Annotated in this window: 22 protein-coding genes and 1 tRNA gene; 13 read left to right on the top strand and 10 right to left on the bottom strand. The window is 64.7% G+C overall.

The features are described from left to right. Window positions 1-20: 20 nt before the first annotated feature. Window positions 21-110 (top strand) — tRNA-Ser (locus tag M2299_RS02765). Window positions 111-175: 65 nt separating this feature from the next. Here M2299_RS02765 and M2299_RS02770 read toward each other — a convergent pair. The 3 genes from M2299_RS02770 to M2299_RS02780 are packed head-to-tail and all read right to left on the bottom strand — an operon-like array spanning window position 176 to window position 1,276. After that, window positions 176-391 (bottom strand): AlpA family phage regulatory protein, encoded by a 216-nt coding sequence (locus tag M2299_RS02770; protein ID WP_100436544.1) that lies wholly within the window; start codon window positions 389-391, stop codon window positions 176-178. Further along, window positions 378-689: a hypothetical protein gene (locus M2299_RS02775; RefSeq protein WP_280883797.1), complete on the bottom strand. Its 312-nt coding sequence runs from the start codon at window positions 687-689 to the stop codon at window positions 378-380. Before M2299_RS02775 ends, M2299_RS02770 begins: the two co-directional genes overlap by 14 nt. Further along, window positions 686-1,276, bottom strand: coding sequence for a hypothetical protein (locus tag M2299_RS02780; RefSeq protein ID WP_280883798.1), 591 nt, complete (start codon window positions 1,274-1,276; stop codon window positions 686-688). The genes M2299_RS02775 and M2299_RS02780 overlap by 4 nt, the downstream gene beginning before the upstream one ends. A gap of 269 nt (window positions 1,277-1,545) precedes the next feature. Here M2299_RS02780 and M2299_RS02785 point away from each other — a divergent pair, with 269 nt between their 5' ends. Continuing rightward, window positions 1,546-2,034, top strand: a complete 489-nt coding sequence (locus tag M2299_RS02785) for a hypothetical protein (protein ID WP_280883799.1) — start codon at window positions 1,546-1,548, stop codon at window positions 2,032-2,034. A gap of 103 nt (window positions 2,035-2,137) precedes the next feature. On the opposite strand, the gene M2299_RS02790 is transcribed toward M2299_RS02785, so the two are convergent. The 6 genes from M2299_RS02790 to M2299_RS02815 form a co-directional block, all read right to left on the bottom strand. Continuing rightward, window positions 2,138-2,350 carry a hypothetical protein gene (locus M2299_RS02790; protein ID WP_280883800.1) on the bottom strand — a complete coding sequence of 71 codons (213 nt, stop codon included), beginning with the start codon at window positions 2,348-2,350 and terminating at the stop codon, window positions 2,138-2,140. 87 nt (window positions 2,351-2,437) lie between these two features. Then, the gene (locus tag M2299_RS02795; RefSeq protein WP_280883801.1) at window positions 2,438-2,680 is read right to left on the bottom strand and encodes a hypothetical protein; all 243 of its coding nucleotides are present in this window, start codon (window positions 2,678-2,680) and stop codon (window positions 2,438-2,440) included. Next, window positions 2,680-2,958: a hypothetical protein gene (locus M2299_RS02800; RefSeq protein WP_280883802.1), complete on the bottom strand. Its 279-nt coding sequence runs from the start codon at window positions 2,956-2,958 to the stop codon at window positions 2,680-2,682. Before M2299_RS02800 ends, M2299_RS02795 begins: the two co-directional genes overlap by 1 nt. Then, a complete protein-coding gene (locus M2299_RS02805) occupies window positions 2,955-3,170 on the bottom strand; it encodes a hypothetical protein (protein ID WP_280883803.1) in 216 nt (71 codons plus the stop codon). Before M2299_RS02805 ends, M2299_RS02800 begins: the two co-directional genes overlap by 4 nt. Further along, window positions 3,167-3,358: a hypothetical protein gene (locus M2299_RS02810; protein ID WP_280883804.1), complete on the bottom strand. Its 192-nt coding sequence runs from the start codon at window positions 3,356-3,358 to the stop codon at window positions 3,167-3,169. The genes M2299_RS02805 and M2299_RS02810 overlap by 4 nt, the downstream gene beginning before the upstream one ends. A 208-nt stretch (window positions 3,359-3,566) precedes the next feature. Continuing rightward, window positions 3,567-4,241, bottom strand: coding sequence for a helix-turn-helix transcriptional regulator (locus M2299_RS02815; protein WP_280883805.1), 675 nt, complete (start codon window positions 4,239-4,241; stop codon window positions 3,567-3,569). A gap of 121 nt (window positions 4,242-4,362) precedes the next feature. Between M2299_RS02815 and M2299_RS02820 the strand changes: the two genes are divergently transcribed. After that, a complete protein-coding gene (locus tag M2299_RS02820; RefSeq protein ID WP_280883806.1) occupies window positions 4,363-4,767 on the top strand; it encodes a hypothetical protein in 405 nt (134 codons plus the stop codon). A 4-nt stretch (window positions 4,768-4,771) separates the two neighbouring features. On the opposite strand, the gene M2299_RS02825 is transcribed toward M2299_RS02820, so the two are convergent. Further along, window positions 4,772-4,981 (bottom strand): hypothetical protein, encoded by a 210-nt coding sequence (locus M2299_RS02825; protein WP_280883807.1) that lies wholly within the window; start codon window positions 4,979-4,981, stop codon window positions 4,772-4,774. 11 nt (window positions 4,982-4,992) lie between these two features. Here M2299_RS02825 and M2299_RS02830 point away from each other — a divergent pair, with 11 nt between their 5' ends. The 10 genes from M2299_RS02830 to M2299_RS02875 all read left to right on the top strand — a co-directional run bounded on the left by M2299_RS02830 (window position 4,993) and on the right by M2299_RS02875 (window position 9,234). Continuing rightward, window positions 4,993-5,172, top strand: a complete 180-nt coding sequence (locus M2299_RS02830; RefSeq protein WP_059064554.1) for a hypothetical protein — start codon at window positions 4,993-4,995, stop codon at window positions 5,170-5,172. Window positions 5,173-5,255: 83 nt separating this feature from the next. Beyond that, window positions 5,256-5,786, top strand: coding sequence for a hypothetical protein (locus M2299_RS02835; protein WP_279209090.1), 531 nt, complete (start codon window positions 5,256-5,258; stop codon window positions 5,784-5,786). Further along, on the top strand, window positions 5,783-6,094 hold the full coding sequence (locus M2299_RS02840; protein ID WP_280883808.1) for a winged helix-turn-helix domain-containing protein: 312 nt from the start codon (window positions 5,783-5,785) through the stop codon (window positions 6,092-6,094). The genes M2299_RS02835 and M2299_RS02840 overlap by 4 nt, the downstream gene beginning before the upstream one ends. 1 nt (window position 6,095) lies before the next feature. Then, entirely contained in the window at window positions 6,096-6,989 is an 894-nt protein-coding gene (locus tag M2299_RS02845; RefSeq protein ID WP_280883809.1) for a helix-turn-helix domain-containing protein, read from the top strand. Next, the gene (locus M2299_RS02850; RefSeq protein WP_280883810.1) at window positions 6,979-7,650 is read left to right on the top strand and encodes a hypothetical protein; all 672 of its coding nucleotides are present in this window, start codon (window positions 6,979-6,981) and stop codon (window positions 7,648-7,650) included. The genes M2299_RS02845 and M2299_RS02850 overlap by 11 nt, the downstream gene beginning before the upstream one ends. After that, on the top strand, window positions 7,647-7,841 hold the full coding sequence (locus M2299_RS02855) for a hypothetical protein (RefSeq protein ID WP_140227322.1): 195 nt from the start codon (window positions 7,647-7,649) through the stop codon (window positions 7,839-7,841). Before M2299_RS02850 ends, M2299_RS02855 begins: the two co-directional genes overlap by 4 nt. Beyond that, window positions 7,841-8,233, top strand: a complete 393-nt coding sequence (locus M2299_RS02860; RefSeq protein ID WP_280883811.1) for a Ref family recombination enhancement nuclease — start codon at window positions 7,841-7,843, stop codon at window positions 8,231-8,233. Before M2299_RS02855 ends, M2299_RS02860 begins: the two co-directional genes overlap by 1 nt. Further along, window positions 8,205-8,714 carry a hypothetical protein gene (locus M2299_RS02865; RefSeq protein WP_280883812.1) on the top strand — a complete coding sequence of 170 codons (510 nt, stop codon included), beginning with the start codon at window positions 8,205-8,207 and terminating at the stop codon, window positions 8,712-8,714. The genes M2299_RS02860 and M2299_RS02865 overlap by 29 nt, the downstream gene beginning before the upstream one ends. Continuing rightward, window positions 8,711-9,025, top strand: a complete 315-nt coding sequence (locus tag M2299_RS02870; protein ID WP_280883813.1) for a hypothetical protein — start codon at window positions 8,711-8,713, stop codon at window positions 9,023-9,025. Before M2299_RS02865 ends, M2299_RS02870 begins: the two co-directional genes overlap by 4 nt. Then, a complete protein-coding gene (locus M2299_RS02875; RefSeq protein ID WP_280883814.1) occupies window positions 9,025-9,234 on the top strand; it encodes a hypothetical protein in 210 nt (69 codons plus the stop codon). Before M2299_RS02870 ends, M2299_RS02875 begins: the two co-directional genes overlap by 1 nt.

Genomic DNA, 9,234 nt, shown 5'->3' on the forward strand with positions numbered 1-9,234 from the left:
CCAGCAGGCTGGGCCGATACGGAGAGATGGCCGAGCGGTTTAAGGCACCGGTCTTGAAAACCGGCGAAGGGTTAAACCTTCCGTGGGTTCGAATCCCACTCTCTCCGCCAGAATTTTCGAAAAGCCCCTAGAAATAGGGGCTTTTTCTTTGTCTCAGCTATTGCCACCCGCCCGCTTACCCATCCACCTGCACAGGCCGATTCAGGGCGATCTGCTGCCGAACCCAGCCTTGCACCTCGGATTGTATCCAGAGTGCGCGCCTTCCGATGCGGATTGATCGCGGAAAGCGGCCGGCCTTGATCTCGCCGTATATGAAGGTGGTGCCCATGCCGGTCATCTGCCGCACGCGGTCCAGTGACAGCAACTCTTCCAGCTTTTCAGCCGCGCCCATGTCTGCCTCCCGTCGCGCGCTCCGGTTTTTGTGATTGCTCGGCCAAGCTGAGCTTGAACTGCACAACGTTACCGGCCCCGATCGGCGCAGCACGCGGGCTCCGCGCCGGCCTGTTGATCCGACGCCACTCGGCCAACGCCGCATCGGCGTCTGCCTTCTTGCTGGTCGACCTACAGCAGCATTCGACCAGGTGACCCCCACCCGCGCTCGCTCGCCGCTCGTCGTGGATGTGGCGCGCGCGGTGGCCGGCGGCGCAGTTGGCCAGGCCTTCGGGATGGCTGATCTGCTTCTGAGTCATGGCTTTTCGCACTCCTTGATGAAGGCTTCCAGCTGCTCGAACAGGAAGGCAGCTTCTCTGGACCGGTGTTCCCGGTCGAAACGGTTGAGGGCAATGGGGCCAGCGTCACGCAGCCACTGCAGCGGCTGCAGCATCCAGCGCGGGTCGAACGGAAGCCGACTGCGCGGATCTACCGGCGGCGCCGGCGGCATGCAGTCAGGGCCGGCCCAGTCTTCGGGGTCGCCACACACGGTGCAGGTGCGGTTCTGGAACACGTGCTCCTTCTCCGGCTGCGGCACGCGTGGCTTTTCGAACAGAGCGCGAATGACCAGGCCACGTTGCGGGCCGTAGTAGACCTGTTCGGCGTTCGCTTCGGCCCAGCAGCCCGGCGCGAAGTCGTCCGCGTGACGGTACTCCCAGCGGGCAACGTGAGCCGAGTAAAGCTCGGCCATCAGGGTGTTGGCCCAGGCGCGGACCTGGTCGGCGGAGACAGGGCCGCCAGCCGGATCGATCCGACGCATGGCGGCGACCACCGCGGCCGCCAGCGACGATGCCTTGGTGGCGTCGACCACTGCGGCCGGGTTGGCGGGGAAGCGGGGCGTGTTCATAGGAGCTCCGGGTGGCAATCCATGTAGGCGCCGATCACTTCCGCCGCGACTTCCGGGACGATGGCATTGCCGGTATCCGGCGAGGTCTGATGGTTGAACATCGATGATGCTCCTGGTGTCGACGTGGCCGGGCGGGATCAGCCCGGCATCGATGAGGTTGCGGATTCACTGCGCGGCGTATCAATCCCATTCGCTGTAGTAATTCACCCGACTATCGCTCACCGGCAGAACATGTGAGCATCGGCCGAATCTCAAGCAAGGAATGCGGTATGAACCCACAGCAAGAAGAGGCGCAGCGTGCGAAGGCATACAAGCGGATAAAGACTATTTGCGACGGACTCCTCGCGGTAATGTCCCTCGCTGGTGGTCCGGCGATTGTCTTGCTTGCATTCGACCCCGCGACAAGATTTGTGCCGCACGCCTCGTCTGCGGTCGTGCTTTTCACGCTGATAGTGGCGGGCGGGGTTCTGCCGATGATCCCAGTGGTATCTTTCGCAGTGAGCGCTTTTCCAAAAGCACTTGGAAAAGGGGATGGTGTGTGGCGCACCATTTTTATCTTCGTGATGGGCATCGTTTGTTTCTCTGTGAACGATTTTGCGTATGACTGGCACACAAAACGGACTGAAGACGCTATTGCCACTACCCAAAGAATCGAAGATGGGAAACGCGCCCAGTCGGCTGCGGATAAGGAAGAGCTTCGTGCATTGATCGAAGGGGCAGTAGCGGAGAAATGCGGACCTTCAAGAACAGCGCCGTAGCCAAGGTCGCAGCCAGGAAAGCGAGCGGGCTGGGGCGCATCTCCAAATCGCACGCATCTGCCGCGCTTCGCGATCTTCGGGGCGGCGTGGGTCTTGTCGGCGGTCATGCATGCTGCTCCTTGCGTTCGGTGATGGCGCGCGCGCTGTGCGCGGCAAGGTTTTCCCAGCGTTCGGCCTCGCCGAGGTAGTGAGCGGCGCGGGCCTGCCGCTCGGTCTCGGTGAACTGCACGTCGTGCAGTGCGTGGTCAGCAGCGGCGCGATTGGCTGCTGCCATGCGGGCTGGGTCGTGATCGAAGATGTCGAGCTGGTTACGCACGCTGGACTCCTGGGATGGGTTGCCGGCTCGTGGAACCCGGCCGGCGCGGGCTCCCTGCGCTACAGGGGGAGAGCGCAGGGCAGGGGATCATTGGGTGTCGTCTGCGAGCATCGGCGCCCGCTGTCGCTCTGCCGCTCGCTGCCGCGTTTCATCGCGGAACGCTGGCCAGTTCCGCACCAGGTCGCGCACACCGCACCAGGCGAAGAAGACGACGCCTGCAGCGAAGGGCAGGAGGAACGAGGCGGCGCCGGTGTAGATGGCGCGGGCAAGCAGCGCCAGCAGCAGCCCGACGATGACGGCGCAGTAGAAGGGCAGTGCCAGGTGGCGCATTACTGGCCCTCCACTTCAGTGATGAAGGCACGCAGCTTTCTGCTGGAGGTGGCGGGTAGCGCCACATAGGCGCGGTCCACGATGACGTGATGCTGGCCGGCGTTCTCGCTGAAGGTGGGCGCACCATCGGCGGAAGCAAACATGACCATGACCCTGGCGCCCTTTGTGCGGCGCCAGCCAGACACGCTCCAGCCAGCCGGATCGCGCATTGCACGCAACCGCATGCCGCAGCCGGGGACTTCTATCACGGCGAATTCTGGAATGGTGGTGGCGCTCATGCTGCACCGCCTTGGGCGCGCGCTGCGCTGCGGACGGCAGCGACGGCGCCAGCAGCGCTCTGGCCGTGCCGCAGGACGGCATTGGCGGCGATGCTTGCTGCGACGACGACCTGATAGGGGAGCAGGCCCCAGCGCTTACCGGCGCGGGCGACGATGCCTGCGGCTGCTGCCGCGCGCTGTGCCTGGGAGTGGTTGGCGATGACGGCGCTCATGCGGCGGCATCCTGGCTTTCGCCCCGCAGCTGCTTGGCAGCGGCGATCAGGGCGCGCGCTGCGGCGGTTGCCTCGTCGGCGGTGTAGTAGATCCGGGCGGCGCCGAAGTTCTGGACGACCTTCCCGCTGACCGTGTCAGCCTTGGCGGTGCCGGGGGCGGTTTCGGTATTGAGGGCCAGAGTGGGCATGGTTGATCTCCTGCGCCGCGCCCCGGGATGGGGCGGTGTCGGCGGCAGGGAGAGACTACGGAATTCCGTATCATCCTGTCAAACGGAATTCCGTAGATGATTCTGAATGTACGGAATTAGGTTCATCTTCGGTCTTTGGGGCGCGGCCTTTGAAACGAAAAAGCCCCGCAAAGCGGGGCTTGGTCTATGTCCCAATTTGGGACGCTACTTAGAACTTTCGCAGACCTGCGTGGATCAATGCCTTGCCGAGAATGCTCACGTCGCCAGGATCTGGCCGATAGGCAGGGAAGTCCGTGTTGACACTGACCACGTAGAGCCCATCGCCACGCTTCTGCAGCATCTTGATCTGCGTTTCGCCACCTATGTTGATGAGGTAGTAGTCGTCGCCGTCGAAGTAATTGCAGCTCGTGTCGATCCAGACGATATCGCCGTCTTCGAGCTTGGGGCGCATAGACGGCCCTCGGCCAGTGATGATCTGGATACGGCCAGGCTGGGGCAGATAGCCGAGCTTCCTGCGCACTTCCCATTCGGCGACCTCGATGGTCTTCACTACCTCTGGGTAGTCCTGATTGACCATCCCCACGCCCATACCCGCACCCCCTTCGAACAAGTCGAAGCGAACATAGCCCGGGTGCGTCTCAGTCTCCGAGAACGTTGCGACTGAACGATCCTCAGCGGCCTTTGAACCCTTGCCGGTTTCCAGCCAATCCGTGTGGACCCCCAGGCGGGCGGCGATCTTGTGCAACGCCGTGCTGGACTTTGACAGTCCGAGTTCAAGGTTGGAAAGGGTGGTAGAGGCAATGCCGGCGAACTTTGCCAGTTCGTTACGGCTGATCCCCTGCGCCTCGCGCTCGGCGCGAATTCTGCTGCCAATGGTTTCCATTTTGGTATTGGAACGGAATGCCGTAACGGAATGCCGTTGACTGGATGCTACGGAATACCGTAGTGTGGCCGGTATGGACAAATCATGGGCGTGCATCATCGGGGAGCTTCAGTCGGGGGGCATGACGTATGCCCAGATCGGCGAGGCAATTGGCTCGGCCGGATCGACGGTGGGTGATCTAGCGTCTGGGCGCTCACAGTCGCCCCGCGCGGCCGCTGCTCTGGCGCTGTTGAAGCTGTACGCGAAACGAGTCGAGGCTGAGTGCTCGGCCCCAGCGACGCTGCCGGCTGCCGGCCGGATCAGCAAGCGCGCGCTGCGCGCGAAGCTGGGCCTGAGCACCGACAAGCAGTTGGCCAAGGTTCTGGACCTGCCGGTGGAGCAGGTGAGCGGTTGGGCGGATGACGAGATGGTCCCGGCCTTGCCGCAGGTAATGAGGCTGCTTGGACACCCCGTGCAGCTGGAGCCGGCCAAGCCGGCCAACGACGACCCCGATGCAGGCCGCATAGCCCCGATTGAGGTGGCGTGATGGGCTACAGCCGAACGAGGCGCTCGCCAGTCGCAACCACCTCAAATCCGTCTGCGTCGGCATTGACGGCGCTGCCGTCTCCGAGCGTGTGCCTTGCCATCCCCTCGACCCAGCTTGGCCCGTCCAGGTCCGAAGTGTCGATGCGGGTGAAGTGCTTGATGACCCAAACCTTGCGGCCGTCCGCGCCGCGAGTCTCGATTTGTTCCGTCTCCATGGAGAACCCCAATGTCTGACCAAACCCCCGAGCAGGCGCGGGAGCACCACCTGTCGCGCATCCGCGAATACGCGGTGCAGCACGACCTCGCTGGCGAGGATATCGCACTGATCTTCAACGCGGGGCTGGCCGCCGCCCGGACCTTGCGGCCCTCGCTTTTCGAACAGGTGGCCACTGGCCGTCTTCCCTGAATTGTTGATCTCCATGGCGCCCATCGTGCGCCACCCGAGCACAGCCCGAAACCTTGAAAAACCGTCCCTCCCAAGGTGACCTCATGACCTGCCGCACATCCCCCCTTAGCTGGCTCGACACCCTCTACAACGCTGTGCGCGAGACGCCGGGCGGTGTGCAGGCTGCAGCCGCGTACCTGGCACAGCGCCGGGGCAAGTCGATGCACCCCGAGACGCTGCGCGCGAAGCTGCGCGGCCTTGAAGGCGAATCGGTAACCATTGAAATCGCCGAACTGCTCACCGAGTGGATGCAGGAACAGGTGGGTGGTGCGGACCGCGCCCTGGGTTGGATGCAGGCCCTGGCCGGCCAGTTCGGCATGGCTGTGGATGTGGTGCCGCCGGCACCGGAGGGCGGCTGGTCGGACGAGATCGCAGCGCTGCAGACCAAGCTGCTGGAGATCCAGCGCAGCATGGGTGCCCTGTCTGGCACCGCATTGGAGGCGATTGCGGACCAGCAGATCGACAGCGACGAAGCACGGCTGATGCTGGCCGAGGTCCGTTCGCTGCGCACGATGGCGCACCGCCTGGAGCGCAACATCGCGCGCGCTGCGGCGAAGGGGAGGGCTGTGCGATGAACCATCCCGCTCGCTCCACCGATCCCAGCACCAGCCACGAGGCAGCCAACTACATCGTTGCCAGTGGCGTCCAAGGTGACCAACAAGCCGCAGCAGCTTCCGCTGTGCGTCGCTTCCCGGGCCTGACAAGCCTCGAACTGGCGAACGAGACGGGCATCTGCCGATACGTGCTCGCTCGACGCCTTCCCGAACTGGCCGAAACCGGCCGCGTGTGGCGGGGCCCGAAGAAGCCTTGTCCAATGTCTGGCCGCAGTGCCTGCACCTGGTGGCCGGTGGCCCGGGGCCAGAACATGACGCTGGGGCTCTGACATGTCGACCATCATCATGTCGCAGTGCTGGCCGCTGCAGGGCCTGAGCGTCACGCAGAAGGCTGTGTTGATCTCGCTGGCTGACCAAGCCAACGACGACGGCGTGTGCTGGCCGGCGGTGGGCACCATCGCCGCGCGCTGCTGCATGTCGCCGCGCGCTGTCCGCACCGCCATGGATCATCTGGAAGTCGTGGGCCTACTGACCCGCGACCGCAGGTTCAACAGCAGCACTGTCTACAACGTCACCCCGGCCAAGTTCGACAAGGCCGCAGCGCCGTCGAAGGGCACCCGCAAGGCCGGAAAATCCGGTACTGCATCGGGCGCAGGTGCTGCGCCCCGTGCAGGGGGTGCGCCCGATGCAGGTGGGGATGCGCCCCGTGCAGGTGGGGATGCAGCGGGCGCAGGTCTGGAGGTGCGCCCCGTGCCGCCTAACCATCATATAACCACCAATGAACCGTCAGAAGAACCGTCATCTCCGGCGGGCCTGTCGGCCGCGCCGCCGGTGGTGGATTCGGAAACGGAGTTGCAGGCCGCATGCAGGGCGACATGGGCGGCATACGCCAGCGCCTACCGCATCCGCCACGGCGTGGCACCGGTCCGGAACGCGAAGGTCAACGCCAACGTGAAGCAGCTGGTGCAGCGGCTCGGGCATGCCGAAGCACCAGCCGTCGCCGGGTGGTTCCTGACCGTCAACGAGCGCTACGTGGTGCAGAACATGCACGACCTGGGCTCGCTGCTGGCGAAGTGCGAGGCCTACCGCACGCAGTGGGTCACCGGCAGGCAGATGACCGCGACCAGCGCCCAGCAGCAGGACCAGACCCAGAGCAACGCCAACGCCGCAGACGAGGCCAAGGCCAAGCTGCGCCAGCTGAGGGAGGCGACCAATGCTCACTGACGCCGAGCAGGATCAGCTGGTGGACATGCTGGCCTCTACTGCCGAGGTCATGGGCGAGAAGATCAGCCCCAACGCGGCGACGTACATGGTGCTGGATCTGGCCACCTATCCGCTGCGCGTGCTGGCTGAGGCGCTGACCGCCTGCCGCCGCGAGGTAAAGGGCCGGCTGAGCCTGGCCGCGATCATGGAGCGCATTGACGACGGGCACCCGGCACCGAACGAAGCGTGGGCTGTGGCGATCCGGGCCGCTGACGAGGCGGTGACCGTGGTATGGACCGAGCAGACCAGGGACGCGTGGACGGCGGCGCTGCCGCTGGTCGAGGAGGGCGACAAGATCGCAGCCCGGCAGGCGTTTCTGGAGGTGTACGCCCGGTTGGTGAAGAGCGCGCGCGCTGTGGGTGGTTGCGCCGTCTATCAGCCGTCGCTGGGCCACGACGCGAGTGCCCGCGCCGCAGCGCTGCAGCTGGCGGTGGATGCTGGACGCTTGGCGCACGAGCAGGCAGCCGATCACCTGGCGCTGCCGCCGGCCACACCTGCGTTCAATCCGCTTGCCCTGCTGGCTGGCCGAGTGGAGGCGAGCCCAGAAGCGAACGAGCGCACCCGGAAGCACCTGGCCGAAATCGCCGAGTTGTTCGGCCCCGCTCAGGACGCAGCGGCATGAGGCAGGACCACGTCGAACTGGAGGTGCGCCCTGTGTCCGAGCCGGTGGCGGTGGCCGGCTGGTATCTGGCCTATGGCTACGGGATCAAGCCGCTGGTGCTGTACGCCACCCGCGGGGCGACCGTCTGGCGCGATGGTTGCCGGCAGATCCCGATCACCCGGTATGCCGGGCCGATTCCGGAACTGCGCTGATGTGGTCAAACGCACCGGCACCAACACGCGCTGAGGCAGAACGCATACGGGTGGCGAAGAGGGGGCCTTGCATGGTTTGCCTGTTGCTCTTCATGCGGAACCTGCTGCCAGAACACCGAGTGATACGGGGATGCGAATACCACCACTGCAAGTCCGGAAACATCCGCCGTGGCCACGCCTTCGGCTTCGCTATGTGCGAATGGCACCACGAGCGCAAGCCGCTGCAGGGGAAGTCTTTCCAGTGGATGAGCCGGGTTTACGGCTGGAGCTTGAAGGAAGGATCCAGAACCTTCCACGACCTTTACGGCTCGGATGACGAGCTGATTGACCAACAGACCTACATCAACGAACTGAGGTTGAAGCATGACCGAATCCAAGCAATCTATGGCTGACCGGGCCCGCGCGCTGTTCGCTTCCAACCCAGGCATTGAGGTCACTGCCGTGCAGGCGAGCGATGCCGCTGGTGTCCAGGGCTGGAAGAATCGGCAGGCCATGCGCCGCACGCTGCACGACCTGGTCGACGCGGGCTACCTGACCAAGTCGATTGGCGTGGCGCCGACGTTCAAGGCGACAGGCCAAGGTATGCGGCGTAAGGCGATGGCGCCGGAAGAGCGAGCCGAGCGGCGGAGGGAAATCAGCCGTGCGTCGAAGGCGAAGACGCGCGCTGCCAAGGCCGCAGCACAAGCAGCCTCGCCTCGTGTGGACAGGATGACCATCAACCGGTCGCGTGTGGCGCAGTTGTCCGGCTTGGCCCCGGCTAAGCCATGGGGCAAGGAGAAGGGGAAGGAACGCGCGGCCGAGACCGTGGAGGAATTCAAGGCGCGCGGCGGCCATGTGCAGCGCCTTCCGGCCAGCTGGGAGCAGGCAGCATGAGTGCGCTCGAGTTCACCGCGCGAAGCCTGTTGTGTGGCGCCATGAGGCTGCCACCGGACGGCGTTACTGCCGAGTTGATGATGGATCTCTCAATCCCACAACTGGGCATCGTCCCAAGCGCCGCCGCTCTCAGTGCGATCCGCACTGCCTTGGTCACGCACTGGAGGCCGATTGCCGAAGCACCGCAGGACGGCCGGCGGCTGATGCTGTGGGACTCGGTGAGCAAGCGGCCGGTGTTCGGCAGCTGGCGCGGTGACAACCCGGAGATCACGCACTATGCAGTCGAGCCGACTGGCCCGGAGGTTGCCTAATGGATACCAGATTCCATGTTGGCCAGTTGGTCATGGTGAAAGAGGATCCCGACGTGTTCCCGTTCTGCGGCGAGATTGCGCGCGTGGCTGCTCTCGACGTTCCGTGTATGGACGGCCTCGGCATGGAAGTGGTCAGCGACCACCTTGGGCCGTTCAAGGGCACCTACGCACAGTTTGAGCCAGTCCCTGAAATGGGAGGGAGGCACTGA

The organism is Stenotrophomonas sp. 1278 (assembly GCF_029892765.1).
In the GTDB taxonomy this organism is placed as follows: domain Bacteria; phylum Pseudomonadota; class Gammaproteobacteria; order Xanthomonadales; family Xanthomonadaceae; genus Stenotrophomonas; species Stenotrophomonas indicatrix.